The organism is Pseudomonas sp. NPDC089534 (assembly GCF_044749305.1).
Lineage (GTDB): Bacteria > Pseudomonadota > Gammaproteobacteria > Pseudomonadales > Pseudomonadaceae > Aquipseudomonas > Aquipseudomonas ekonensis.
This window is the reverse complement of sequence record NZ_JBIVHR010000083.1, coordinates 1-26,168: the sequence shown is the minus strand read 5'-3', so window position 1 is coordinate 26,168 and position 26,168 is coordinate 1. Positions and strand designations below refer to the sequence as shown.

The 26,168-nt window shown below is 65.8% G+C and carries 24 protein-coding genes and 1 pseudogene; 8 read left to right on the top strand and 17 right to left on the bottom strand.

The window, feature by feature from the left end:
* Positions 1–2,034 (top strand): annotated as a pseudogene (locus ACIP0B_RS21960) (ribonuclease E); the annotation flags it as partial.
* Between the two features lie 102 nt (positions 2,035–2,136).
* On the opposite strand, the gene ACIP0B_RS21955 reads toward ACIP0B_RS21960, so the two are convergent.
* From ACIP0B_RS21955 to ACIP0B_RS21900, 12 genes are all read right to left on the bottom strand, one after another.
* Positions 2,137–2,733 (bottom strand): nucleotidyltransferase family protein, encoded by a 597-nt coding sequence (locus ACIP0B_RS21955; RefSeq protein ID WP_400835960.1) that lies wholly within the window; start codon positions 2,731–2,733, stop codon positions 2,137–2,139.
* The gene (locus ACIP0B_RS21950) at positions 2,730–3,710 is read right to left on the bottom strand and encodes an XdhC family protein (protein WP_400835958.1); all 981 of its coding nucleotides are present in this window, start codon (positions 3,708–3,710) and stop codon (positions 2,730–2,732) included. The genes ACIP0B_RS21955 and ACIP0B_RS21950 overlap by 4 nt, the downstream gene beginning before the upstream one ends.
* Entirely contained in the window at positions 3,710–6,031 is a 2,322-nt protein-coding gene (locus ACIP0B_RS21945; RefSeq protein ID WP_400835956.1) for a molybdopterin cofactor-binding domain-containing protein, read from the bottom strand. The genes ACIP0B_RS21950 and ACIP0B_RS21945 overlap by 1 nt, the downstream gene beginning before the upstream one ends.
* Positions 6,028–6,498 (bottom strand): (2Fe-2S)-binding protein, encoded by a 471-nt coding sequence (locus ACIP0B_RS21940; protein WP_400835954.1) that lies wholly within the window; start codon positions 6,496–6,498, stop codon positions 6,028–6,030. Before ACIP0B_RS21940 ends, ACIP0B_RS21945 begins: the two co-directional genes overlap by 4 nt.
* Before the next feature lie 246 nt (positions 6,499–6,744).
* Positions 6,745–7,764: a UDP-N-acetylmuramate dehydrogenase gene (murB, locus tag ACIP0B_RS21935; RefSeq protein WP_400835952.1), complete on the bottom strand. Its 1,020-nt coding sequence runs from the start codon at positions 7,762–7,764 to the stop codon at positions 6,745–6,747.
* Positions 7,761–8,225, bottom strand: a complete 465-nt coding sequence (locus tag ACIP0B_RS21930) for a low molecular weight protein-tyrosine-phosphatase (RefSeq protein ID WP_400835950.1) — start codon at positions 8,223–8,225, stop codon at positions 7,761–7,763. The genes murB and ACIP0B_RS21930 overlap by 4 nt, the downstream gene beginning before the upstream one ends.
* Positions 8,225–8,989, bottom strand: coding sequence for a 3-deoxy-manno-octulosonate cytidylyltransferase (gene kdsB / locus ACIP0B_RS21925; protein WP_400835948.1), 765 nt, complete (start codon positions 8,987–8,989; stop codon positions 8,225–8,227). The genes ACIP0B_RS21930 and kdsB overlap by 1 nt, the downstream gene beginning before the upstream one ends.
* Positions 8,986–9,171, bottom strand: a complete 186-nt coding sequence (locus ACIP0B_RS21920; RefSeq protein WP_085578288.1) for a Trm112 family protein — start codon at positions 9,169–9,171, stop codon at positions 8,986–8,988. The genes kdsB and ACIP0B_RS21920 overlap by 4 nt, the downstream gene beginning before the upstream one ends.
* A gap of 24 nt (positions 9,172–9,195) precedes the next feature.
* A complete protein-coding gene (gene lpxK / locus ACIP0B_RS21915; protein ID WP_400835946.1) occupies positions 9,196–10,206 on the bottom strand; it encodes a tetraacyldisaccharide 4'-kinase in 1,011 nt (336 codons plus the stop codon).
* The gene (locus tag ACIP0B_RS21910; RefSeq protein WP_217891013.1) at positions 10,206–10,634 is read right to left on the bottom strand and encodes a biopolymer transporter ExbD; all 429 of its coding nucleotides are present in this window, start codon (positions 10,632–10,634) and stop codon (positions 10,206–10,208) included. The genes lpxK and ACIP0B_RS21910 overlap by 1 nt, the downstream gene beginning before the upstream one ends.
* Positions 10,631–11,266 carry a MotA/TolQ/ExbB proton channel family protein gene (locus ACIP0B_RS21905; RefSeq protein WP_400835943.1) on the bottom strand — a complete coding sequence of 212 codons (636 nt, stop codon included), beginning with the start codon at positions 11,264–11,266 and terminating at the stop codon, positions 10,631–10,633. Before ACIP0B_RS21905 ends, ACIP0B_RS21910 begins: the two co-directional genes overlap by 4 nt.
* Before the next feature lie 89 nt (positions 11,267–11,355).
* Positions 11,356–13,599 (bottom strand): DNA internalization-related competence protein ComEC/Rec2, encoded by a 2,244-nt coding sequence (locus ACIP0B_RS21900; protein WP_400835941.1) that lies wholly within the window; start codon positions 13,597–13,599, stop codon positions 11,356–11,358.
* A gap of 136 nt (positions 13,600–13,735) precedes the next feature.
* On the opposite strand from ACIP0B_RS21900, the gene ACIP0B_RS21895 reads away from it, so the two are divergent.
* On the top strand, positions 13,736–14,254 hold the full coding sequence (locus ACIP0B_RS21895; RefSeq protein ID WP_400835939.1) for a DUF2062 domain-containing protein: 519 nt from the start codon (positions 13,736–13,738) through the stop codon (positions 14,252–14,254).
* Positions 14,255–14,376: 122 nt separating this feature from the next.
* Here the strand turns inward: ACIP0B_RS21895 and ACIP0B_RS21890 are convergent, their stop codons facing one another.
* The 4 genes from ACIP0B_RS21890 to ACIP0B_RS21875 form a co-directional block, all read right to left on the bottom strand.
* Positions 14,377–15,156 (bottom strand): ABC transporter permease, encoded by a 780-nt coding sequence (locus ACIP0B_RS21890; protein WP_400835937.1) that lies wholly within the window; start codon positions 15,154–15,156, stop codon positions 14,377–14,379.
* Entirely contained in the window at positions 15,153–16,085 is a 933-nt protein-coding gene (locus tag ACIP0B_RS21885) for an ABC transporter ATP-binding protein (protein WP_400835935.1), read from the bottom strand. Before ACIP0B_RS21885 ends, ACIP0B_RS21890 begins: the two co-directional genes overlap by 4 nt.
* A gap of 133 nt (positions 16,086–16,218) precedes the next feature.
* Complete coding sequence (locus tag ACIP0B_RS21880) at positions 16,219–16,842, bottom strand: glutathione S-transferase family protein (RefSeq protein WP_400835933.1); 624 nt, start codon at positions 16,840–16,842, stop codon at positions 16,219–16,221.
* 43 nt (positions 16,843–16,885) lie between these two features.
* Entirely contained in the window at positions 16,886–17,557 is a 672-nt protein-coding gene (locus tag ACIP0B_RS21875; RefSeq protein ID WP_400835931.1) for a transglutaminase family protein, read from the bottom strand.
* Between the two features lie 248 nt (positions 17,558–17,805).
* Here ACIP0B_RS21875 and ACIP0B_RS21870 point away from each other — a divergent pair, with 248 nt between their 5' ends.
* Together ACIP0B_RS21870 and ACIP0B_RS21865 are read left to right on the top strand one after the other, a co-directional pair.
* The gene (locus tag ACIP0B_RS21870; RefSeq protein WP_400835929.1) at positions 17,806–20,253 is read left to right on the top strand and encodes an acyl-CoA dehydrogenase; all 2,448 of its coding nucleotides are present in this window, start codon (positions 17,806–17,808) and stop codon (positions 20,251–20,253) included.
* Positions 20,254–20,341: 88 nt separating this feature from the next.
* Complete coding sequence (locus ACIP0B_RS21865) at positions 20,342–20,749, top strand: PA2817 family protein (RefSeq protein ID WP_400835927.1); 408 nt, start codon at positions 20,342–20,344, stop codon at positions 20,747–20,749.
* A gap of 63 nt (positions 20,750–20,812) precedes the next feature.
* On the opposite strand, the gene ACIP0B_RS21860 is transcribed toward ACIP0B_RS21865, so the two are convergent.
* Complete coding sequence (locus ACIP0B_RS21860; RefSeq protein ID WP_400835925.1) at positions 20,813–21,811, bottom strand: LysR family transcriptional regulator; 999 nt, start codon at positions 21,809–21,811, stop codon at positions 20,813–20,815.
* 90 nt (positions 21,812–21,901) lie between these two features.
* Here ACIP0B_RS21860 and ACIP0B_RS21855 point away from each other — a divergent pair, with 90 nt between their 5' ends.
* The 4 genes from ACIP0B_RS21855 (at position 21,902) to ACIP0B_RS21840 (ending at position 25,968) form a co-directional block, all read left to right on the top strand.
* Positions 21,902–22,528 carry an alanyl-tRNA editing protein gene (locus ACIP0B_RS21855; protein WP_400835923.1) on the top strand — a complete coding sequence of 209 codons (627 nt, stop codon included), beginning with the start codon at positions 21,902–21,904 and terminating at the stop codon, positions 22,526–22,528.
* Positions 22,529–22,617: 89 nt separating this feature from the next.
* A complete protein-coding gene (locus ACIP0B_RS21850; RefSeq protein WP_400835921.1) occupies positions 22,618–23,388 on the top strand; it encodes a 2OG-Fe(II) oxygenase in 771 nt (256 codons plus the stop codon).
* Position 23,389: 1 nt separating this feature from the next.
* A complete protein-coding gene (locus tag ACIP0B_RS21845) occupies positions 23,390–24,028 on the top strand; it encodes a LysE family translocator (RefSeq protein WP_400835919.1) in 639 nt (212 codons plus the stop codon).
* A gap of 200 nt (positions 24,029–24,228) precedes the next feature.
* Complete coding sequence (locus ACIP0B_RS21840) at positions 24,229–25,968, top strand: dipeptidase (protein WP_400835917.1); 1,740 nt, start codon at positions 24,229–24,231, stop codon at positions 25,966–25,968.
* Positions 25,969–26,168: the final 200 nt, after the last annotated feature.

The window sequence follows — 26,168 nt, the reverse complement described above, 5'->3', positions numbered from 1 at the left end:
CTGGCGCTGGGCTCGACCCCGGCCGCCGGCGCGGTGGACCTGGTGCGTGACCTGCGCCTGATCGAAGAAGAAGCCCTGAAAGACCGCACCGCCGAAGTCCGTGCCCAGGTGCCGATCCCGGTGGCCGCGTTCCTGCTCAACGAAAAGCGCAACTCGATCACCAAGATCGAACTGCGCACCCGGGCCCGCATCGTCATCCTGCCGAACGACCACCTCGAAACCCCGCATTTCGAAGTTCAGCGCCTGCGCGACGACAACCCGGAAGCCGCGAACAACCAGTCCAGCTACGAAATCGCCGCTGCCGCCGCCGAAGCCGAAGACGCCCAGCCGACCGCTGCGACCCGCACCCTGGTTCGCCAGGAAGCGGCCGTCAAGACCGCTCCGGCCCGCGCCAACGCTCCGGTTCCGACCGAAGCCGCCGCCCCGGCGCCGGTTGCCCCGGCCCCTGTCGCTGCGCCGGAGCCAAGCCTGTTCAAAGGCCTGGTGAAGTCGCTGGTCAGCCTGTTCGCCAGCAAGGAAGAGCCTGCCGCTCCGGTCGCGGTCGAAAAACCGGCCACCGAGCGCCCGGCCCGCAACGAAGAACGCCGCAACGGCCGTCAGCAGAGCCGCAACCGTAACGGTCGCCGCGACGAAGACCGCAAGCCGCGCGAAGAGCGTGCTCCACGTGAAGAGCGCGCACCGCGCGAGCCTCGTGAAGAGCGTCAGCCACGCGAAGCCCGTGAGCCACGTGAACTGCGTGAGCCTCGCGAAGCCCGTGACGATGCGCCGGCCGCCCGCGAAGAGCGCGCACCGCGTGCCCCGCGTGAAGAACGTGCCCCACGCGCACCGCGCGAAGACCGCAAGCCACGCGGCGAGCGTGAAGAGCGCGTGCGTGAACTGCGCGAGCCTCTGGACGCCGCACCGGCCGCCGCCACCGCTGAAGAGCGTCCGGCGCGTCAGCCACGCGAAGAGCGTGCGCCGCGTCCTCCGCGTGAAGAGCGTCAACCGCGTGCCGAGCAGGCCGCTGCCGCCGTGGCGGAAGAGGAACTGAACGCACAACCGGTCGTCGGCGAAGAGCAACTGCCGGAAGACGGTTCGGAAAGCGCCGAAGGCGACCGCCCGCGTCGCCGCTCCCGCGGTCAGCGCCGTCGCAGCAACCGTCGCGAGCGTCAGCGTGATGCCAACGGCAACGTGATCGAAGGTTCGGAAGAGTCCGAATCCGGCGAGAACGTACCGACGCCAGCCGCTGCCGACCTGGCCGCCGGCTTGGCGGTCACCGCTGCCGTCGCCGGCACCGTGATCAGCGCACCGGCCGAAGCCGAGGCCAACGAGCAGGCTGAGCGCGCCACCGCCGCCGTTCAGGACGCTGCGCCAGTGGAAGCGCCGGCCGTCGAAGCGACCTCGCCGGTGGAAGCGATTGCCGCACCTGAAGTCGAAGTGGCTCCGGCCCGCGAAGAGCAGCCTCAGGCCGAAGCGGTTGCCGAACCTGCCGCTGTCGTCGAGGCTCCGGTCGTTGTCGAAGAGTCGGTTGTCGAAACCGTCGCCGAAACCGTGACCGAAACCGTGCGTGAAGTCCGCGAAGAGCAGACCGCATTCAACTGGACCGCTGAACCGGCCGTTGCCGAGACGCCTGCGCCTGCCGTTGAAGCAGCGCCGACCGAAGAGGCCAAGGTGGCTGAGCCGGTCGAAGTGGTTGCCGAGCCGGCGCCGGTCGTTGAAGCACCCGTCGTTGTCGAAGCGCCTACCGTCGCCGAAGCACCCGCAGCAGCGGTTGAAGCGGCTCCGGCCAATGCCTTGAGCCCGTCTGGCCGTGCACCGAACGACCCACGCGAAGTGCGTCGCCGCAAGCGTGAGGCCGAAGCCGCAGCTGCCGCTGCAGCCGCCGCCGAGCCGGTCGCTGCCGAAGTGGTCGAGGCAGCCCCTGCCCCGGTCGCCGAGGAAGCTGCCGCTCCGGTTGAGTCCGTGATCGACGAAGCGCCGCGCTCCGTACAGGAAGCGGTCGAGCAGCACGAACAGGCCCAGGAAAAAGAGCACGAGAGCAAACCGCTCGTCTGATTCCGACAGCCGTTAAAAAGCCCCGCCTGGTGACCCAGGCGGGGCTTTTTATTGCCCTCGCGAACTGCGAATTCCCCTCCTGCTCGCGCCTACAGAGGCACGTCAGGATGGCGTGAAAAGCAGCGCCTGCGGCACATCGATGTCCCACAGCACCCCGGGATCATCCACCGGCACCTCGACCACCCGCCCCTGGGCAAACAAAGGCCTGGCGCCCCGTTCGCCGGACAACGCCATCAGTGAAGGCCCGAACGCCCGGCCAAATCCAACCGGATGCCCGTACTCGCCATTGAGCACCGGCACACTGACGCCATCGTCAGCGATGGCGGCCACCACCCGCTCGGTGCTCGACGGCAGGATGAACGGCATGTCGCCCAGCACAATCAGCCAGCCGTCCAGATCCGCACACGCCGCGACGCCAGCCGCAATGCTGTCGCCCATCCCGGTGGATCCGATCGAGACGATGTCGCAACCATATGCCTGCGCCATGCGCATCGCCTGCGGGCGCGCTTCGGTGGTCACCAGCACCCGCCTGTCGAGCGCCGCCGGCAGATTCACCAGCACCTGCTCGATCACCGAGCGCACGGCACCGTCACGCCCGGCGCAGTCGGCCAACAGCTTGTCCTTGTCGGCTCCCGCCACTTCACGAAAGCGACGGCCCTCGCCCGCCGCCAGCACAATCACGCCGATGGATCGACTCATACTCTCTCCATTGCCTCTTTCTGTTTCTGCCCGGCACCGTTTTTCAAGGCCACGATTTCCGCCAGCAGCGACAGGGCGATTTCCGCCGGGGAATGGCTGCCGATGGGCAGGCCGATCGGACCGTGCAAACGGGCGATGGCCTGCTCCGACAAGCCTAGCTCGGCCAGGTTCTCGCGGCGCTTGCGGCTGTTGACCCGCGAGCCCAGGGCGCCGACGTAGAACGCCCTGGAGTCGAGCGCCGTGAGCAACGCCATGTCGTCGAGGCGCGGGTCGTGGGTCAAGGCCACAATCGCCGTGCGCTCGTCGGCCTGGATGCTCAGCACCGCGTCGTCCGGCATGCCGGGAATGAATCGCCCGTGCAGGTCTTCCCAATCCTGCACGAACTCCGTGCGCGGATCGCAGATCAGCACCTCGAAATCCAGCAGCCGCGCCATCTCGGCCACATAGCGGGACAGTTGCCCGGCGCCGATCAGCAACAGCCGCCAGCGCGGGCCGTAAATGGCACGCAAGGTACGGCCGTCGAAGGTCAGCGAATCCTGCTTGCCGGCCGCCTGCACCGTCACCTCGCCCGTATCGATGTCCAGCTCCCGGGCGACGATCTCGTGGTCATCGCAACGGGCGAGCAACTCGGCGACCCAGGCCGGATCGCCGACCCGCTCCTCGGTCAGGCGCAAGGTGCCGCCGCAGGGCAGGCCGAACCGCGCGGCCTCCTCCTGCGTCACGCCATAGGTGATCAACTGCACCGGCGGACCGTCGGCGGGGATCCGGCCGTCGTGCAGACGGGCAATCAGATCGTCCTCCACACAACCGCCGGACACCGAGCCGATCACCACGCCATCCTCACGCAGCGCCAGCATCGCGCCGGGCGCCCGGGGCGCGGTGCCCCAGGTCTGCACCACGCTGAACAGCACCACCCGCTGCCCGGCGCGGCGCCACTGGAGCACGCTGCGCAGGACGTTGAGATCGACGCTGTCCATCACGCCTGCGCCTTTTGCCAGCCCTGCAACTGGTAGCGCACCGGCAGGCTGCGGATCCGCTGGCCGGTGGCGGCAAAGATCGCGTTGCACAGCGCCGGCGCAATCGGCGGCACGCCCGGTTCGCCGACGCCGCCCAGCGGCACGTCGCCCGACGGCGTGACCAGGTGCACCGCCACTTCCTTCGGCGCCAGGGACATGCGCGCCACTTCATACATATGGAAGTTGTCCTGCTGCACCTTGCCGTCCTTGAAGCTGATTTCGCCCCACACGGCATTGCCCAGCCCCATCACGCAGGCGCCCTCGAACTGCGAACGGATGCGCTCGGGGTTGATCTGCGGCCCGCAGTCCACGGCGATGTCGGCCTTGTGCACGATCAGCGTGCCGTCGTCCTTGACCTCGACTTCGATCACCGCCGCCACGTAGGTGACGAAGCTGTAATGCACCGCCAGCCCCAGCCCCCGCCCTTTCGGCAACTTGCGTCCCCAGCCGGCGGCTTTCGCAGCGGTTTGCAGCACCGTGCGCATGCGCGCGGTGTCGATCGGGTAGCGTTCCGGGGATTCGCCGTAGTTCCACTCCTCGCTCAGGGTGCGCGGGTCGATCTGCCGGTCCGGGCCGAGCAGCCTGACCTGGTACTTGAGCGGATCCTCACCGGCCTTGTGCGCCAGCTCATCGACGAAACTCTGGATCGCGAAGCCATGGGGGATGTTCGACACCGAGCGATACCAGCCCACCCGGGTGTGCACGGCGGCTTCGGGATTTTCCAGGCGCACGTTGGGGATCGCATAGGCCATGTTGGTGAAGCCCATGCCCAGCTCGAACGCCGCCTCGTGGTTCATGCCCGGCGCGAACAATGCGCTGATGCTCGGCGCCACTGTGCGGTGCAGCCAGGCGGACGGCAACCCGTCCTTGCCTAAGCCCGCCTTGAGGTACTCGGCGGAGACGGTGTGGAAATACGAATGGTGGATGTCGTCTTCCCGTGTCCACTGCACCCGCACCGCCTTGCCAGGGAACTCCTTGGCCAGGATCGCGGCCTCGATCACGAAGTCCGGCTTGGATTTGCGGCCGAACCCGCCGCCGAGCAAGGTGACATTGAAAGTGACGCTGTCGAACGGCAGGCCCAGGCGCTCGGCGATCCGCTCGCGGGTGACCTGGGGCGCCTGACTTGGCGCCCAGGCTTCGCAGGTGCCGTCCTTGTAGCGGGCGACGGCGACCATCGGCTCCATCGGCGCCTGCGCCAGGTGCGGCAGGTAGTAAGAGGCCTCCAGGCTGCCGGCGGCTCCGGCGATGGCCTTATCGACGTCGCCGGTGTTGCGCACCACCTTGCCCGGCTTCAGCGATGCGGCTTCCAGCGTCTTGCGGTAGGCGATCGAGTCGTAGCTGGCATTGGGCCCGTCGTCCCAGTCGATCTTCAGGGCTTCCCGGCCCTTGAGCGCCGCCCAGGTGTTGCTGGCCACCACGGCCACGCCGCCCAGCGGCTGGAACTCCGAAGGCAGCGGACGGCCTTCGATCCGGATGACCTTGAGCACCCCCGGCACCTTCAGCGCAGCGCTGTCGTCCACCGAGCGAACCGTGCCGCCGTACACCGCCGGACGGGCAATGACAGCGAACAGCATGCCGTCGAAATGCACATCGGCCCCGTACACGGCGCGGCCGTTGACGATGTCGGCGCCGTCGATGGCTTTGGTGCCTTCCTTGCCGATGTAGCGGAATTCCGACGGCTGCTTGAGCCGCAGGCTGTCACGGGCCGGCACCGCCAACGCACTGGCGGCGGCGGCGAGTTCGCCATAGCCCAGCTCGCGCCCGGACGGTTTGTGAATGACCTTGTGCAGTTGCGCATGGCACTCGCTCACCGGCACCTTCCACTGGGCGGCCGCCGCCTGTTCGAGCATGGTGCGGGCGGCGGCGCCGCAACGGCGCATCGGCTCGTACCAGTGGCGCATGCTGCGCGAACCGTCGGTGTCTTGGTTGCCGAAACGCACCTCGTCGCCCGGCGCCTGCTGCACTTTCACATGGGCCCAGTCGGCTTCCAGCTCATCGGCCACCACCAGGGTCAGGCTGGTGCGCACGCCCTGGCCCATTTCCGAACGGTTGCACACCACGGTCACCGTGCCGTCGGCGGCAATGCCGACGTAGACCTTCGGATCGTCGATCCAGCCGTTGGGCATGCCGTCGGCACCGAAATGCTTGGGCTTGTCTTCGGCCAGCGCCTCCTGCCAGCCCCAGCTCGCCGCCAGCACCAGGGCGCCTGTCGCGCCGACGCCTTTGAGAAAGCCCCGGCGGCTGAGATTGCTCAGGGCGAAATCGTTGGGTAGACGGCTCATGCCTTGGCCTCCTTCAGGTGGGTGGACGCCTGGCGGATGGCGGTCTTGATCCGGTTGTAGGTGCCGCAGCGGCAAATGTTGCCGACCATCGCCTCTTCGATCTGCTCGTCGCTCGGGTCCGGGTTGCTCTTGAGCAACGCGGTGGCGGACATGATCTGCCCGCCCTGGCAGTAACCGCACTGCGCCACCGCGGTGTCGAGCCAGGCCTGCTGGACGATCTGGCCGACAGGGTCGGCATGCAGGTTGTCGAGGGTGGTCACGTTCTGCCCGGCCACCGAACCGATCGGCGTGATGCAGCTGCGGGCCGGCGAACCGTCGATATGAATGGTGCATGCACCGCACAGGCCCATGCCGCAGCCGAACTTGGTGCCGTTGTAGCCGGCGACGTCACGGATCGCCCACAGCAGCGGCATGTCTTCGCCGACATCGAGTTGATGGTCTTGACCGTTGAGTTTCAGGGTAATCATGGGCACGCCCGCATATTCATGGAGGTTATGGGGTCGAGCAATCTGCCGCCGCAGGCACGGCGGTGGTTCGTGCAGATCGACTCAGGCTAATGCGGCTCTCTTGTGCCGACGGGATGCGTCTGCACCGGGCCTTTGGTGGAGCAAATGACTTGCATCGTTAGCTCGCTAAGTTAACCCAGCATTAACAAAAAAGCCCTGCACCGGTGTCCGGTGCAGGGCTTGGGGCCGGGCCTTGGAAGCGTAGCCTCAATACCGGTTGGGCTCCATTTCCAGCTCGACATTGAAACGTTCTGCAATGTCTTTCTGGATGCGTTGCGCCAGGTCGAACAGTTGCAGCCCGGTGGCCGCGCCGTAGTTGACCAGCACCAGGGCCTGGAGCTTGTGCACCCCGGCGTCACCCTCGCGGAAACCCTTCCACCCGGCCCGCTCGATCAGCCAACCGGCGGCCAGCTTCACCTGACCGTCCGCCTGCGGATAGGCCACCAGATCCGGGTGCTGCGCCTTGATCTGCGCCGCCGTGTGCGCCGGCACCAGCGGGTTCTTGAAGAAACTGCCGGCATTGCCGAGCACCGCCGGATCCGGCAGTTTCTCGCTGCGGATGCTGCAGATGGCACGGCTCACGTCGCTCGGGGTCGGTTGCTCGATGCCCTGTTCGGTCAGGCGCTGACGCACCGGCCCGTATTCCAGGTGCAGGTGGGCGGCCCGGTCGAGGTTGAAGCGCACCCGCAGGATCAGCCAACGCCCAGGATGCTGCTTGAACACGCTGTCGCGGTAGGCGAAGCCGCACTCCGGCAGCGTGAAGTCGCGCAGCTCGCCGGTCTGGCGGTCCAGCGCCGTCAGGCCGGCGAACACGTCCTTGATCTCGACGCCGTAGGCACCGATGTTCTGCATCGGCGCCGCCCCGACGGTGCCGGGGATCAGGCTGAGGTTCTCAAGCCCCGACAACCCGAGCGCCAGCGTGTGCTGCACGAAGGGGTGCCACGGCTCCCCGGCTTCGGCTTCCAGCACCACACGGTTGCCGTCGTCGCCGACCACCCGGATCCCGCGGCTGACCATGCGCAGCACCAGCGCCGGCACATCCGCCGTCAGCAGCAGGTTGCTGCCGCCGCCGATCACCAGCAGCGGCACGTCCCGCTCCGCCGCATAAGCCAGCGCGTCACGCACGTCGGCATCGTTGCGGGCTTCGGCGAACAGCTGCGCACGCACGTCCACGCCAAAGGTATTGAACGGCTTCAGGGATACCTGCGGTTGCACCTGCAGACTCATAGCCGCCCCTTCACTTCGATCAGCAACTGATCGCAGGCACGCTCGATCAGGTCCAGCACCTGCTCGAAACCCTGATCGCCGTCGTAGTACGGATCCGGCACTTCGTCGACTTCCCCGGCATAGCGGCGCAGGAACAGGTCCAGTTCGGCCTTGCCGGTGGACGGCTGCATCGCCTTGAGGTTGCGCAGGTTGCTGTTGTCCATGGCCAGGATCAGGTCGTAGCTGGCGAAGTCGGCCCGGCTGACCTGCTGGGCCCGCTGGGCCGACAGGTCATAGCCGCGCAGCTTGGCAGCGGCCTGGCTGCGCTTGTCCGGCGGATTGCCGACGTGCCAGTCGCCGGTGCCGGCGGAGGCCACTTCGACCCGGTCCGCCAGCCCCGCTTCGCGCAGCTTGTGCCGCAGCACGCCTTCGGCGGTGGGCGAGCGGCAGATGTTGCCCAGACACACGAACAGAACGCGCATCAGGCCTCCAGCAGGCGACGGACGCGCTCGAGGTCTTCGGCGGTGTCGACCCCGGTCGGCGGTGCGATCAGCGCGTCGGCCACGTGGATCCGCACGCCGTGCCACAGGGCACGCAGCTGCTCCAGGGACTCGGTGTTCTCCAGCCAGCACGGGCCCCAGTTCACGAAATCCTGGAGGAAACCGGCGCGGTAGGCATAGATGCCGATGTGACGGCGGTAAGGCACGCCTTCAGGCAGTTGGTCGCGGCTCTTGGCGAACGCATCGCGGGCCCACGGCAAGGTCGAGCGGCTGAAGGTCAGCGCCAGGCCGTTGAGGTCGCTGACGACCTTGACCACGTTGGGGTTGAACAGGGTGTCCACGTCCTCGATCGGCTCGGCCAGGGTGGCCATGCGCGCCTCGGTGTGGGCCGCGAGGTTGGCGGCCACCTGATCGATCACGCTCGGCGGGATCAGCGGCTCGTCGCCCTGCACGTTGACCACGATGGCGTCGGGCGCCAGGCCCAGCTTAGCGGCCACCTCGGCCAGACGGTCGGTGCCGGAGTTGTGGTCTTCGCGGGTCAGCACCACTTCGGCGCCGAATGCGTTGCAGGCCTCGACGATGCGCGCATCGTCGGTCGCCACCACCACGCGGTCGGCGCCGCTCTTGCTCGCCTGTTCCCAGACGTGCTGGATCATCGGCTTGCCGGCGATCGGCAGCAGCGGCTTGCCCGGCAGGCGGGTGGAGGCGAAACGCGACGGTATGACAACGGTGAACGCGGTGCTCATTTGTCCAGGCGCTCGTCGCTGGTCAGGGTACGGGCTTCGCTTTCGAGCATCACCGGGATGCCGTCGCGGATCGGGTAGGCAAGGCCTGCGCCTTTGCTGATCAGTTCGGTCTTGTCCGCGCTGAGCTTGAGCGGGCCTTTGCAGACGGGGCAGGCGAGGATGTCGAGCAGTTTGGTGTCCATGAACATTCCCTGGATAGAAACGGGTTAAGGCAAAAGCCGGTCCGGCAGCAGGCGCATCAGTTGGGTGTCGAACCAGGCCACGAAGGCCGGCGACGGCACGGCATCGACCGCCAGGTACCACCAGTCGGCGGCGGCGAAGGCGCGGCACTTCACCGCGTCCTTCTCGGTCATCACCAACGGCAATGACGGCGTGAAATTCAAGGCCTGCACGCTGTATTCGGCGTGGTCGGCAAACGCATGGGGAACCGGTCGCCAGTCTAGCGCTTCGAGGGTATTGAAGAAACGTTGCGGATTGCCGATCCCGGCCACCGCGTGCAGGGCCTGGCCGGCGGGAAAGTGATCCAGCGGCCGGCGTTCGCCGCTGCGCAGGTTGATCAGCGCCGTGGGCTGCAGGCGGAAAGCGAAACCGCCGTCACGGTCGGCGTCGGCACCGTTGAACAGCACGCCGTCGACGCTTTGCAGGCGCTCGACCGGCTCGCGCAGCGGCCCGGCGGGCAGGCAGCGCCGGTTGCCCAGGCCGCGGGCGGCGTCGATCAGCACCAGTTCGAGGTCCCGGGCCAACCGGTAATGCTGCATGCCGTCGTCGGACAGGATCAGATCCAGCGGTTCGCGCTCGAGCAAGGCTTTGACGGCAGCGCCGCGGTCGGGGTCGATCATCAGCGGCACACCGGTGCGCCGCACGATCAGCAACGGCTCGTCGCCGGCCACGTCGGCGCCCTGATCGGCCTCGACCCGCCACGGCAATGTCGGCGGCCGGGCGCCATAGCCGCGGCTGACCACGCCGACCCGCAGGCCGCTGCGCCGGCAGTGTTCGATCAGCCAGAGGATCATCGGCGTCTTGCCGGTGCCGCCTACAGTAATGTTGCCGACTACGACCACCGGCACCGGCGCCTGGAAGATCTCGCCCTCGCCGTCCAGAAAACGCTGGCGCTTGCCGGCGACGACACGGCGGTACAGCCACTCCAGCGGCCGCAGCAGGTTGAGGGCCGGATGCCCCTCGTACCACGCGGCGAGCAATCGATCGGACATGGCCATCAGGATTTGGGCGCCGCCTCGACCGTGGTCATGCGCAGATGGCTGAAACCGAGCTTGCCGGCCGCGTCCATGGCGGTGATCACCGATTGGTGCTGGGTCTTGCCGTCGGCGCTGATCGACAACGGCATGTTGGTGTCGCCGTTGGATTCCTTCTGCATGGCTTCCATCAGGGTCGCCAGATCGTTCTTCGGCAGGATCCGGTTGTTCACCGAGAACACGCCCTCGGCGTTGATGGCGACGTCCAGCTGCTTGACCTGCTGGTCTTCGGCGGGCGAACCGCTGACCGCTTCCGGCAGGTCGACGCGCAACTGGGTCTCGCGGGTGAACGTGGTGGTCACGACGAAGAACAGCAGCAGGATGAACACCACGTCGATCAGCGACGCGAGGTTGATGTCGATGGTTTCCCGGGGCTTGCGACGGAACTTCACGCCTTGGCTCCCGCCAGGTCGACGTCACGGTCGCCCTGCACCACCTCGACCAGCTTGATCGCTTCCTGCTCCATGCCCACCACCAGCTCGTCGATGCGACGCTGCAGGAAACGGTGGAAGAACACCGACGGAATGCCGACCATCAAGCCTGCCGCAGTGGTGATCAGGGCCTTGGAGATGCCGCCGGCCAGTACGGAGGCGTTGGTGGTCATGCCGGAACCGGTGAACGCGCTGAAGATGTCGATCATGCCCAGCACCGTACCCAGCAGGCCCAGCAACGGGGCCATGGCGGCGATGGTGCCCAGGGCGTTGACGTAGCGCTCCAGCTCATGGATGACCCGTGCTGCCGCCTCTTCGATGCACTCCTTCATGATCTCGCGACCGTGCTTGGAGTTGGCCAGGCCCGCCGCGAGGATCTCGCCCAACGGCGAGTCGAGGCGCAGTTCCTTGAGCTTTTCCTTGTTGAGCTGCTTGTCCTTGATCCAGACCCAGACCTGACCCAACAGGTGCTCCGGGGTCACGCGGCTGGCCCGCAGGGTCCACAGGCGCTCGGCGACGATCGCCATGGCGGCGATGGAACTCAGAATGATCGGCAACATCATCCAGCCGCCGGATTTGACCAATTCCCACACAGTGACAGCCCCCTCGAAAAAGTGCGCCACTTTACCATACCGGTTGGCGATAAAGACCCGTCGCTCCGACGACCGTATTCAGCGCAGGCTCAACGGTGCTCCTCGGCCGGCGGAGGCGCGTCGCGCCAGAACCGCCGCTGCTGGCGCAGTGTCCGGGGCGGCAGGAACCGGCCCAGGCGCAGATGGATGGCGCCATGCTGCGCACTGTCGTAGAGGCGGATTCCCTGATGGCGGTAGCGCGCGGTCACGGTCGGATGCGGATGGCCGAACGAATTGCCCTGCCCCCTGGAAATCAGCGCGCCATGGGGTCGCAGCCCTCTGAGCAATGCCATCGATGACGACGTGCGGCTGCCGTGGTGCGGCGCCTGAAGCCACCGGGTCGGCTGCGCCAGCGGGCTTTCCAGCAGGGCGCGCTCGGCGGCGGTATCGATGTCGCCGGTCAGCAGCAGGCGTTCGCCGCCGGCATCGACCTGCAGGACGCAGGAGCGCTGATTGCCGTCACCGGCACCGGACCATTGCCATAACCGGAAACCGACGCCGTCCCACTGCCATTGTCGGCCGCTGGCGCAGGCCTCGGCGTGCAGCCCGGCCGGGAGTCCCGCCCGATCGCCGCTCATCACGCGGGCGACCGGCAAGCCGCGCATCACTGCCAGCGCTCCGCCGGCATGGTCGGCGTCGGCATGACTGAGCAGCATCAGGTCCAACCGCCCGACATCCAGCTTGCGCAGCGCCGGCAGCACCACCCGTTCGCCCGCATCGAAATCGCCCATCCGCGGGCCGGCGTCATACAGCAACGCGTGATGGCGGGTACGGATCAGCACCGCCAGGCCCTGCCCGACGTCGAGCTGCCAGGCATCGGCGAACCCGTCGGCCAGCCGTTCCCGCGGCGGCAGCGCCAGCAGCAACAGCAACGGCCAGCCCAACGGGCGCATCGGCACACCCTTGGGCAACAGCAGCAGAACGGCCCCCAGGCAGCCCGGCACCAGGATCCAGCCTGCAACGGAGGCGGGCACCCAGGCCGGCCAGTGCGCGGCAATCAGCGCCAACCCCTGGAACAGTCCCTCGACCAGTCCGCCGGCCAGCCACAACAACGCTTCTCCCACAGGGGGAACCGGCAGCAGCAACGTGCCGAGCAAGGCCGGCGGCAACACCGCAAAACTGACCCAGGGCACCGCCAGCAGGTTGGCCAGCGGCCCGCTCAGGCTGACCGGCAGGCTCAGCGCCAGCAGCACCGGGAACAGGCCGACCGCAATCAGCCATTGCGCCCGCGTCCAGGTCTGCCACCAGCGCCACGGCCCCAGGCGGCCGCCGAAGGTGAAGATCAGCACCGCCACCGCCGCGAACGACAGCCAGAACCCCGGTCGCAGGCTGGCCAGCGGCTCCATCAGCAAGACGGCGTCGAACGCCAGCAGCAACGGCCACCACAGCCCCAGATGCCGAAAGCGCAGACGCCACAGCAGCACCAGCGCGACCATCACGCAGGCGCGCCGCACCGGCACGTCGAACCCGGCCAGCAGGCCATACCCCAGTGCCGTCGCGAACGCCAGGCCGCAGGCCCACGGCAACCACGGCCACCGGGCCGGCCACAAGCCCCACCGCGCCAGGCCGGCGACCAGCGCATACGCAACCGCCGCCAACAGGCCGATGTGCTGACCGGAAATCACCAGCAGGTGCACGGTGCCGGTGTCCTGCAGGATCTGCCAGTCCTCTCGCCCCAGTCCCGAGCCGTCCCCCAGCACCAGTGCGGCCAGGGCGGCATTGCGGCCCTGCGCGTCCACGCCGAGCAGGCGCTGGCGGATGCCGTCACGCCAGGCCCACTGCGCCGCCGACAACCGCTGGCCGTCCTTCACCGTGCCGCTCGCCCCGATGCGCTGCGCCAGCGACCAGGCCTCAAAATCGAAGGCATCGGGATTGAGCAGGCCGGACGGACGCTTGAGCTTCACCGCCAGCCGCCAGCGCTCGCCGCTGTTGACCGGCGGCCCTGCGTACCAGGCCAGGCGCATCTTCGCCGGCAGCCTTTCATGGCGCGAACGGGCATCGGCCAGTTCGAACCGCACCACACCCCCGCCGTTCTGCGGCAGACCGGTCACCCGCCCCTCGACCCAGCGGGTCTCGCCATCCAGCGACGGCGGCAGGCGGTCGTCCAACGCCCAATGGGCGCCGAGGCCCGTCCACATGAAACCGAACAGCAGAAACGCCAAAGGGTGGCTGCGAAACGGCAGCAGCATCAGCACCGCCACCGGCAATCCCCACAAAAGCCCGACCGGCGGCAAGACCGGCAAAAAAACCGGGGCCAGCAGACCGGCCGCCAGCGCCATCATCCCTGTGCGCATACGCCCGTCCTTGAGAGTCCCGACTTCAGGCATAGCGGATCCGGGCCCGGGGCGTCGTCAACAATTGTCACAAAGTCTGAATGGGCCGCTTCTAGAATCCAGACATACTTGCCGCCTTGACCGACCGAGAAGCCTTATGCCCCGGCGCTTATTCAAACGTTACATGCCCGACCCGACGAGCATCAGGGAACACAAATCCTTACGCTTTCTCGGCACGCTGCTGCATGACCCCAACCTCTGGCACCTCAACCGCCACTCGGTGGCCCGCGCCATGGCGGTCGGCCTGTTCGCCGCGTTCCTGCCGATCCCGGCGCAGATGCTGGTGGCGGCCGTGCTGGCGATCACGGTGCGCGGCAACATGCCGATCGCCGTCAGCCTGGTCTGGCTGACCAACCCGATCACCATGCCGGCGGTGTTCTTCTGCACCTATCAGGCCGGGGCGTGGCTGATGGACATTCCGGCCCGGACGTTGCCCGATGAACTGACCTGGGAATGGATCAGCGGCGAACTCTCCACCCTGTGGAGGCCGTTCCTGCTGGGGTCGGTGGTGACGGGGCTGGCGCTCGGCGCCCTCGCCTACTTTGCGGTGATGGCGTATTGGCGCTGGTGGGTGGCCCGGCAATGGGCAAGGCGCAAGAAAAACCGAATGCCATGAATGCGAACGGCCTCCATATTGGAGGCCGTCTTTTGTGGTGCGTGGTCTGTTGCCATCGCCAGCAGGGTGGCTCCCACACTGGATTGGAGCCGTTTCCTGCCGGCGATGGCCGCAACCGGTCCTTAGGTGCGCATCCCGCGCCCGCTCACCAGCAACCGCGCGCACCCGAGGTACAGCACCACCGTCGCCACCAGCATGAAGGTGATGGCGGTGCCGATGCTGATGTCCGACACGCCGAGGATCCCGTAGCGGAACGCATTGACCATGTGCAGCACCGGGTTGGCCAGCGATACGGTCTGCCAGAACGGCGGCAGCAGGCTGATCGAATAGAACACGCCGCCCAGGTAGGTCAACGGAGTCAGCACGAAGGTCGGGATGATCGAGATGTCGTCGAAGTTGCGCGCAAACACCGCGTTGATGAAGCCCAGCAGCGAGAAGATCGTCGCGGTCAGCACCACCACCAGCACGGTCACGCCCAGGTGATGCACCTGCAGGCGGGTGAAGAACAGCGACAGCAGGGTCACGATGATGCCCACCATCAGCCCGCGCAGCACGCCGCCCAGGGTGTAGCCGACCAGGATCGTGTGCGGCGACACCGGCGAGACCATCAGCTCCTCGATGGAGCGCTGGAACTTGCTGCCGAAGAAGCTCGACACCACGTTGCCGTAGGAGTTGGTGATCACCGACATCATGATCAGCCCCGGCACGATGTACTCCATGTAGGTGAAGCCGCCCATGTCGCCGATCTGCCGGCCGATCAGGTTGCCGAAGATCACGAAGTACAGGACCATGGTGATCGCCGGCGGCAGCAGGGTCTGCGGCCAGATCCGGGTGAAGCGTTTGACTTCGCGGTAGACGATCGTATTGAGGGCGACGAGGTTGGGGCGCAGTTCGGAACTCATACCGCCACCTTCGACAGGTTTTTCTCGACCAGGGACACGAACAGCTCCTCGAGGCGATTGGTTTTGTTGCGCAGGCTCAGCACTTCGATGTTCTGCAGGGCCAGTTGGCCGAACAGCGCGGTGATGCCCATGGATTTGTCGACCTGGACCTCGAGGGTATGCCCGTCCACCAGCCGGCACGGATAGCCGGCCAGCTGCGGCGCAGCCTGCAGGCCGTTCTTGAGGTCGAGCAGGAAGGTCTCCACATGCAGTTGCCCGAGCAACTGACGCATGCTGGTGTTCTCGACGATGGTGCCGTGGTCGATGATGCCGATGTTGCGGCACAGCTGCTCGGCCTCCTCCAGGTAATGCGTGGTGAGGATGATCGTGATGCCCTTCTGGTTGAGCTCGGTGAGGAAGCTCCACATCGAGCGGCGCAGCTCGATGTCGACGCCGGCGGTCGGTTCGTCGAGGATCAGCAGGCGCGGCTCATGGATCAGGGCGCGGGCGATCATCAGGCGGCGCTTCATGCCGCCGGACAGCGAACGCGACGGCACGTCGCGCTTGTCCCACAGGCCGAGCTGGGTCAGGTACTGCTCGGCGCGCTCCTTGGCGATCCGCGCGGGGATGCCGTAGTAGCCGGCCTGGGTCACGACGATGTCGAAGGTCTTTTCGAACTGGTTGAAGTTGAATTCCTGGGGCACCACGCCGATCGAACGCTTGAGCGCGGCGGGGTTCTTGTCCAGGTCATTGCCGAAAATGTTGACCGTGCCGCTGGTCTTGTTCACCAGGGTCGACAGGATGCCGATGGTCGTGGACTTGCCGGCGCCGTTGGGGCCGAGCAAGGCGAAGAAGTCACCCTCGGCGACGTCCAGATCGATACCGTTCAAGGCCTGGAACCCGTTGCCGTAGGTTTTGGTTAGCTGCCGGATGGACAGAGCGGAACTCATATCGGATTTACGCACCAAGATGGAAAGGATGGAATGGGGAAAAGCCGGCGGCGAGGGAAACAACCGCGACGCATGGGCGCCATGGTGCTTGCCGTCGCCGCACAAGTACAGTCAAGTGTGTCGATAGTAGGTATTAAGTCAACGCGGTCATGACCGCCTTGCGGTACGCCGGACGCTGCTTCAGTCGCTCGTACCAGGCCTGCAGGTGCGGCAGCGGCGCCCGTTCGATGGGCATCTCGAACCAGGCATAGATGAAGCTGCCCAGGGGAATGTCGCCCATGCCGATTTCGTTTCCGGATAAGTACGGCTGCTGCTTCAGGGCTTCATCGGCCATCGCCAGCAGCCCTTCGCATTCCTTGACAGCGGCGTGGATCGCCGGCCAGTCCTGCTGCTCCGCCGGCGTGCGCAGCACACCCCAGAACACGGTGCGGAACGGCCCGGCGAAACTGGAGGTCGTCCAGTCCATCCACTTGTCGGCGACGGCGCGGGCGCGCGGATCGGCCGGATACCAGGCGGTGCCGGCCGCATGCCTGGCCAGCAGGTAACGGACGATGGCGTTGGACTCCCACAGCACCAGGCCGTCGTCCTCGATCACCGGCACCCGGCCGTTCGGGTTCATGGCCCGGTACTGCGGCGTATCGACCACGCCGAACGCGCCGCCGGCATCGATCGCCTCGTAGGCCAGGCCCAGTTCCTCGGCGGCCCACAGCGGCTTCCTGACATTCGACGAATTCTTGCGACCCCAGATCTTCAGCATGACCGCCTCCTTTCCATTGAACGGGCGGGCAGCATACGCCGGATCAGCCGCGCTTGGCATCACACGTCAGGTCGCCCTGCATGTCCCCCAGCAACGGCGGTTGTCCCTCGCCGAACAGGTGCGGGTAGCACTGTCGGATGTGCCCGAAGAAAAAGTCGTCCGGCACATCGGCGAACTGGCCGTGATCGACCAGATACTCCATCAGTTGCTCGCCGTCACGGTTGTAGGGATGGAAAACGCTGTCGTGAACCCCGTCGAACTCCAGCGGCGCGACGTTGAACAGCTCGCAGAGCCCTTGGTTGAACGCCGGCGTGGCCTTGACCCAGCGGCCGTCCAGGAACAGCTCGGTGTAGCCGTGCATGGCGAACACATCGCTCCTGAGCAGTTCCAGCAGGCGCGGCGTGGACAAGTGATTGCGCACATCCGCCAGACCGATGCGCGCGGCGATCCCGCAATGCCGTGCGCAACCGGCCAGCAGCGTGGCCTTGGGCACGCAATAGCTCTCGCCGGCAGTCAGGGCATAACTGCCGCGCAGGGTGTCCGGATCGCGGCTGAAGGTATAGGGGTTGTAGCGCACCGCCTCGCGCACGGCGTAATAGAGACTGACCGCCTGCGCGCGCGGATCGCGGTCCGGGCCGCGGTGCAGTTCTGCGAACTCCACCACCGCGGGGTGGTCGCTATCAATGAAGCGGCCGGGGCTCAAATACTCGCGCATGACGGTTATCTCCTGGGTGAATCCCGAGTCTAGCGAGCGCCTGGACGCAGAGATAACGACGTTTCGGCCAAACATGCACGCAAAGCTGCGGGATTGACGAACGATTTCCCACAGCTGTTGCCCACCGAACTTACGAAAGCCATCCGGGGCTTCCCACGCGCTCAGTCAGACCGATCCGACCGTCCGTTTTCGCGGATGCCGTCTAAGCTCTGGGAGGTCGTTTTGCCCTGGTTCACGGAGGACTCAATATGCTGTTGTTGTGGATACTGGTTCTGATCGTCGGCGTGGCGTATCTCGCCCATCGCCGGACCGCACCGCTGCCGGCGCTGGGCATCGTCGCCGCCTACCTGCTGGCCATGGGCATTTTCGGGCGGGCTCCCGGCGGGCTCCTGCTGGTGCTGTGGATCGTGCTGGCGCTGGTCGCCGCTCCGCTGCTGCTGCCCGACCTGCGCCGCCGGCACTTCAGCGCGCCGCTGTTCGACTGGTTCCAGAAAACCCTGCCGCCGATGTCGCAGACCGAACGCGACGCCATCGACGCCGGCACGGTCTGGTGGGACGGCGAGCTGTTCAGCGGACGCCCGGACTGGGACAAGCTGCTGTCCTACCCCAAGGCCGAGCTGACCGAAGAGGAACAGGCCTTCATCGACGGCCCCACCGAAGCGCTCTGCGCCATGGTCAGCGACTGGCGGATCGGCCAGGCGATGGACCTGCCGCCCGAGGCGTGGGCGCACATCAAGGAACACGGCTTCTTCGCCCTGATCATTCCGAAGGAGTTCGGCGGCAAGGGCTTCTCGGCCTACGCCCACTCGCAGGTGGCGATGAAGCTCGCCACCCGCAGCGGCGACCTCGCCTCCACGGTGATGGTGCCCAACTCACTGGGCCCGGCCGAGCTGCTGCTGCACTACGGCACCGACGAGCAGCGCAACCACTACCTGCCGCGCCTGGCCCGCGGCGACGACATTCCGTGCTTCGCCCTCACCGGCCCGCTCGCCGGCTCCGACGCCGGCGCCATGCCCGACACCGGCATCATCTGCAAAGGCCAGTGGAATGGCGAGGAAACCCTCGGCCTGCGCCTGAACTGGGAAAAGCGCTACATCACCCTCGGCCCGGTGGCCACCCTGCTCGGCCTCGCCTTCAAGGCCTACGACCCCGACCACCTGCTGGGCGACCAGGAGGACCTGGGCATCAGCCTGGCGCTGATCCCCACCGACACCCCCGGCGTGAGCATCGGCCGCCGTCACCTGCCGCTGGGCGCGGCGTTCATGAACGGCCCGAACTCGGGCACGGACGTGTTCGTCCCCCTGGACTTCCTCATCGGCGGCCAGGACATGCTCGGCAAAGGCTGGATGATGCTGATGAATTGCCTGTCGGTGGGGCGTTCGATCTCGTTGCCGGCGGTCGGCACCGGCGCGGCCAAGTTCACCAGCCTGGTGACCGGGCAGTACGCGCAGGTCCGCGAGCAGTTCAACGTGCCGCTGTCGGCCTTCGAAGGCATTCAGGAGGCCATGGCACGCATCGGCGGCAACGCCTGGATGATGGACGCCGCACGGATGCTGACCGCCAACGCGGTGGACCTGGGCGAGAAGCCTTCGGTGCTGTCGGCGATCCTCAAGTACCACCTCACCGAACGCGGCCGCGAATGCATCGGCCACGCCATGGACGTGCACGGCGGCAAGGCGATCATCATGGGCCCGAACAACTACCTGGGGCGCAGCTGGAACGGTGCGCCGATCTTCATCACCGTGGAAGGCGCGAACATCCTGTCGCGCAACCTGATGATCTTCGGCCAGGGCGCGATCCGCTGCCATCCGTTCGTGCTCAAGGAAATGGCCCTCGCCGGCCGTGAGGACAAGGCGCAGGCGCTGAAGGAGTTCGATGGCCTGCTGCTCAGGCACATCGGCTTCGCCGTGGGCAACGCCGCCAGCACCCTGGTGCTGAACCTCGGGCTGGGCCACTTCGAGAAGGCGCCGGGGAACCGGCTCAGCCAAGGGTATTTCCGCGCCCTCAACCGGCAGGCGGCGGCATTTGCCCTGCTGGCGGACCTGAGCATGATGCTGCTGGGCGGCGAACTGAAGCGCCGCGAACGGTTGTCGGCGCGGCTGGGCGATGTGCTGAGCAATCTGTATCTGGCCTCGGCGGCGCTCAAGCGCTACCACGACCTCGATTCGCCGGACTACATGGAGCCGCTGTTCACCTGGGCCATGGAAGAAAGCCTCGGACAATCGGAGAAGGCGCTGGACGAGTTGCTGACCAACTTCCCGAACCGGGTGTTCGGCTGCCTGCTGCGCCTTGTCGTGTTCCCGTTCGGCCGACGCCACAAGGGACCGTCGGACAGGCTCGGTGCCGAAGTGGCGGCCGTCATCGGCCGCGCCAAAGGGGATCCGGCATTGGAGGAACTGCTGGGCGGCTGCTATCGCCCGCAGTCGGCCGAGGATCCGGTGGGCGCCTTGCAACACGCCTGCGACCTGTTGAACGCCGCGCAACCGCTGCACAAGAAACTGCACACGGCGTTGAAGAGCGGGCAGGTCAAGCCGGTCGCCGGAGAACCCGTCATCGATGCGGCACTGGAGGCCGGCGTGCTGCAGGCGATGGAGGCCCAGACCCTGCGCAACGCCGAAGCGGCGCGCCGCAAGGTGATCGATGTCGATGACTTCGACAAGGCGCAACTGACGCCGGCCGAAGGCAAAGTCCGCTGAGCCTTCGGGCCATGCGGCGCTTTGGCCGTGAAAAAGGGGCGCGGTGGCTTTATACTCCGCGCCCGTTTTGCTCTTGAGGACTTATACCGTGTCCAACATCGTTGCCGATCATCTGGTTTTGCTCGACCACCTGCGCACCATCCTGGTCGCCGTGGGCGAAGCCGATCAAGTGCCTGAAGAGAGCCATGCCCTGTTCCTGGAGCGCTTCGACGAGCTTCGCGCCCAACTGCCGGTCGATCCGATCGAGAGCCAGTACCTGGGCCAGGACATCCTGTGCCAGATCATCAGCCGCTACCCGCAGATCGCCCACCTGATCCCGCGGGATCTACTGTGGTACTTCGGCGGCGATTGCCTGCACTACCTGGCCGATGAAGAGATCGACCTGTACCAGGCGCTGGAGGAACGTCGCTACGAGGCCGAACAGAACGACGAGCCGTTCGACTGGAACCAGGAGAAACAACTGCTGGCGATGCCGGATCAAGACACCCGGCACTGATCGCCCAAGCCAAAAGAAAAGGCCCGCACGGTTGTCCGTGCGGGCCTTTTCTTTGCTCTGTGGCTACATCAAGCCGTCGCTTTCCGGCAGTTCATACGCAGCCATCACCTTGTTGGCGCTGCCCGGCTTACCCGGTTTGCTCAACGTCGGTTCCTTTTCCAGGCATTCCACCAAGTAGTCGATGAACACCCGCAGCTTGGGCGGCAGATACCGCGTCGGCGAATGCAGCAGCCATAACCCGCCATGGTAGGAGGCCAGGAACGTCCAGTCCGGCAGGACCTGCACGACCAGGCCCTGCTCCAGCGCATAGCGGGCGGTGAAATACGGCAAGCTGCCGATCCCGATGTGCTGCAGCACCGCCCCCAGCCGCACGCCGGTGTGATTGGCGGCATAACGGCCACGGACGCCGACGGTCACTGACTTGCTGCCCTTCTTGAATTTCCAGCGGGCATCGCTCGGGGTTTCGCCCAGATAAATGCAACTGTGGTTGAGCAGATCGTGGGGGTGGGTCGGCGTGCCCCGCTCGGCCAGATACTGCGGCGTGGCGCAGAGCAGATGGTCGATGGTCAGCAACTGACGCCCGACCAATCCGGCCGGAGGGCGGTCGGTGATGCGGATCGCCAGGTCGACATGGTCGTCGATCAGATCCACCTGCCGGTCCTCCAGCAGCAGCTCCACATCGACCTTGGGGTAGCGGCGCAAGAACTCCGGCATATGAGGATGAATCACGAAACGCCCCACCGCCTTCGGCACGCTGACCCGCACCAGCCCTTCGGCCTCGTGGGTGTACTGGCCGCTGATTTCCATCACCGACCTGGCGGCGCTGACCATCTCCCGGCAACGCTTGAACACCTCTTCCCCCCCGTCGCTCAAGCGCAGCTTGCGTGTGGTGCGCTGCAGCAGCCGCGTGGCCAGCGCCTTCTCCAGGCGGGAGATGCTGCGGCTGACCGCCGACGGCGAAGTGCCCAGCTGACGGGCCGCCTCGGAGAAACTGCCGGTCTCCACGACCTTGACGAAGATCGCCATTTCACCCAGCAACGGCAGCGGTAGATTTATGCTCACAGCGCAACAGTCCTTTGATCTTTGAACGGATTATCACGTTATTGCACGATTCATATAATTAAAAAAGAAACTTTAATAAGGGCATGGAATATGACGCTCCGCCTCTTTTTCCATAGTGATGACCTCAAGGCCAATGTGGAAGTCCTCGACTGCACGCCCCACGAAAACGAATTCGCCGTGGTGCTGCGCGCGACCCTGTTCCACCCGCAAGGCGGCGGCCAGCCCTGCGATACCGGATGGATCGGCGAAAGCCGCGTGTCACGGGTGATGCAGGAGCCGGAGCGGATCGTCCATTACGTCGACCGGCCGGTTGCACCGGGCATGGTGCAGATCAGGGTCGACGAGCAACGCCGTCACTTCAACACCCGCATGCATTCGGCCGGCCACCTGATCGGCCATTTCGTGCAGGCCCTGGGCTGGACGCCGATCAAGGCCCATCACTGGCCGGACGAAGGCCGGGTGCAGTTCAAGCCGGGGGACGCGGCGCAGGAAGTCGACGCGCAGACCGTTCAGTACGGCATCGGGCAATGGATCGAGCACGACCTGCCCCGCTTGACCTCCCTGCGCGAAGGCGCACGGGAAATCGGTTTCGGTGCGTTGCCGGCCTATGGCTGCGGCGGCACCCATGTACGTAGCCTGAAGGATCTGGGCACAGTCACGATCGCGTCCCTTTCGCAGAAGAAGGGCACGCTATCCGTCCACTACAGAGTGGATTGAGCATTTCGGACGCTGACTTGCGCAGCGTCCGGCGCCGGGGAACCGCATTCGCCGGTTCCGTTGACTATTCGATAGATGGACCTGACAACATGATGCTTGACGTCGAGCGTCTCGATGAGACGTGCATAAAAAAACTGGCCAACGAAGAAGTCCTCGCCATCCGCGTCAAAGGCTTTCTGCCCGAGACGCTGGCGATCCAGATTGGCGACAAGATCCTGGCTCCCGGCTTCGAGGGCTACATCAACGCCCCCAGCATCGGGCGCATCGGCATGGCGTTCTACGAGGCGGAAAACCAGCCGCTGCTGATCGAGGACTACTTCGAGCGCGCCACCAGCAACATCGCTGAGTTGCGCAACCGGTGCGCGCCCTACTCTTCGCCGGTCGACACCTTGCGCTGCATGCTCGACGAATCCTGGCCCGCCGGGGCCCATCTGGAAAACCTCTACGGCCGCAAGATGTACGTCGGCCTGTCGCGCGTGGTGAAGCCCGGCGTGTGTTTCCTGGCCCACCACGACATTTTCGCCAAGGACGCGCCGGACAGCTTCCAGGCCAGAAGCCTGGAAGCGCAGTTCGCCTGCAACGTGTACCTGAACATGCCGACCGAAGGCGGCGCGCTGCAGATGTGGAACGACGACATCTCGCCCGACCGCTTCGACGAGATGCGCGGCGACAGCTACGGCATCGACCCTGAACTACTTGGCCCGCCAGCGCTGGAGGTACGGCCGCAGCCCGGCGATTTCATCATGTTCAATTCACGGCGCATGCACTCGGTGACCCCCGGCGTGACGGATCCGCGCCTGAGCCTTTCCTTCTTTGTCGGCTATCGCGGCAATGCTTCACCCCTGACTTTCTGGAGCTGAAATGTCATCGAACTATCTGGGCGAATTCATCCCTCTGGCCACCATCCATTTTCTGGCCGTGGTCGCCCCCGGCCCTGACTTCGCCGTCACCATCCGCCAAAGCGTGCGCTTCGGCCGGCTGGTCGGCATCTGCACGGCCCTGGGCATCGGCGCGGGGATTTCCGTGCATGTCCTGTACACCCTGCTGGGCGTCGGCGCGCTCATGCACGCCACACCGTGGCTGCTGACGGTGGCCAAGGTGGTGGGCGGCGCCTACATCTTCTACCTCGGCATCAGCCTGATCCGCAGTCAGCCCAAGTCGGCCCTGGAAGGAGACAAGCCAACGACCGAAACGCCTGAGGGGCAGTCGTTGTTCAAGGCCTTCACCACCGGGTTCCTGACCAACGCCACCAACCCCAAGGCCACCCTGTTTTTCCTGGCGATCTTCACCACTGTCATCAGCGCCACCACCCCGCTGGAAATACAGGCCCTGTACGGTCTGTGGATGTGCAGCGTGAACGCGCTATGGTTCGTGACCGTCGCGCTGTTCTTCTCCAGCAGCCGGGTACGCCTGCTGTTCATGCGCCTGGGCCACTGGTTCGAACGCAGCATGGGCGTGATCCTGATCCTGTTTGCCGGGCGGCTGGTGCTGTCGATGTAGAACGTTAAGACAAACGAAAAGGCTCGTCCCATGCGTCTGGGCCGGGCCTTTTTCGTTTCTGCGCCGAATTTGCGGTTCTGTGCGACAGATCCCGTTTCGGGGGCTCCCCTATCGCGTCATGGCGGTGTTAGTTTGGAAAAGTTTCTGTCTGATCGATCAGACATTTCCCACTCACCTCCTGCAAAGGAATGCCCCCAGCAATGGACCTTTCATTCAAGCAACTGGCCGCTTCGACCCTGATCCTGGCCGGTCTTTCGTCGCTCGCCCTGCCCGCCGCCGCCAACGTCACGCCGCAGCAGAGCGCGGCCATCATCAAGACCTTCAGCGAAACACCGGCCAACGACTTCCGGCAGTTCCTCGGCAGCCTGGCCAAGGGCGACCTGGGCAAGACCGCGGACTTCGGCCCGGCCATCAAGGCGTTCCTCGACGACAAGACACTGACCGCCGAACAACAGAACGAAATCCATCGCCTGCTCGGCCTCTATACCCGGATCAAGTACGGCAAGGCGGCCCAAGAGACCCTGCGCGAACTGGTGGAGATCCCGACCTTCCGCAAGGACGGCGTCGCCCAGCACGAAAACCCTGAATTCATCAGGATCGCCGACAAGATCAAAGACCTTGCCCAGGCCTTCAACCTGAACTTTCGCAACATCGACAACCGCGTTTACGAAATTTCCCTGGAAGGCAGCGGCAAGGAAGTGGTGGGCATCCACGCCCACGCCGACGTGGTGCCGGTGACGCCGGAGAACTGGGTGCTGCAGGACGGCACCCGCCTCGACCCGTTCAAGGTCACCGTGATCGGCGACCGCATGTACGGGCGCGGCACCGAGGACGACAAGAACGGTATCGTGGTGACGCTGTATGCGATGAAGGTCATCAAGGAAGAGAAGCTGCCGCTGGCGCGCAACTTCAAGCTGCTGGTGGACACCACCGAAGAGACCACCGGCGAAGCGATCCCCTATTACTTCGAGCGCAACCCGACGCCGGAGTACAACCTGGCGCTGGACGGCGGCTACCCGGTGGTGATCGCCGAAAAGGGCTACGGCACCGTGATGGCTCACTTCCCCCTGCGCAAGGCCGAGGGCAAGGGCGCCGAAATCGTTTCGATGACCGGCGGCCTGGCGACCAACCAGATTCCGTCGGTTTCGGCCGTCACGCTGGTGACCGACAAGCCCGCCGAGCTGGCGGCCAGCCTGCAGAAGGCCGGCGACGAATACGCCAAGCGCCATGGCGGCGACTTCCAGGTCAGCGCCAAGGTCGAAGACGAGGACGTCAAGCTTACGGTCACCGGCGTTTCCGCCCACTCCTCCGAGCCTGAATCCGGGGTGAACCCGGTGGCCCGGGCACTCGACTTCATCCACGGCCTCGACGGCAAGGTTGCGCTCAAGCGCAACGCCTACACCGATGCGGCCCGTTACGCCGCCGACAACTGGGGCCTGGACTACAAGGGCAACAAGCTGGGGGTGGGGTTCTCGGATACGTTCATGGGTCCGCTGACCACCTCCCTGACTTATGTCGGGAAGGATGAGAAGGACTTCAAGCTGGCGGTGAACCTGCGGGTGCCGAAAGGCAAGACGCCGGAGGTGCTGAAGACGGAAATCGCCGACAAGCTGGCGGCCTGGAGCAAGAAGAACAAGGTCGCGGTCAACTTCGACTACTCAGTCGCCGAACCGATGTACCGCAACCCCGAGGGCGAGTGGGTCAAGGCCCTGCTGGCCGTGGCCAGCGAAAACCTGGGCATGAAGCACGAATTCGGCACTTCGGCCGGCGCCACTTCGGTGCATGAGCTGCCGAACGGCGTGCAGTTCGGCCTGGCCCGGCCAGAAGTGAAGTACACCGGCCACACCGACGGCGAGTTCAAGACGACTGACCAGTTCTTGCTGGATCTGCAGATCGTGACGGAAATGATGGGGCGCATCGGGCAGCTGCCGAAGCTTTGAGGCGACACAAGGGCCTGCCCGAGCGGCGGGCCCGACTCTTGCTGCATTGGCCGACACACCGCTATCGCGGGCAGGCTCGCGCCCACAGACCAGACAAATTCTGGACAAACAAAAACGCCGCTCATCTCTGAGCGGCGTTTTTGTGAAATTGGAGCGGGAAACGAGACTCGAACTCGCGACCCCGACCTTGGCAAGGTCGT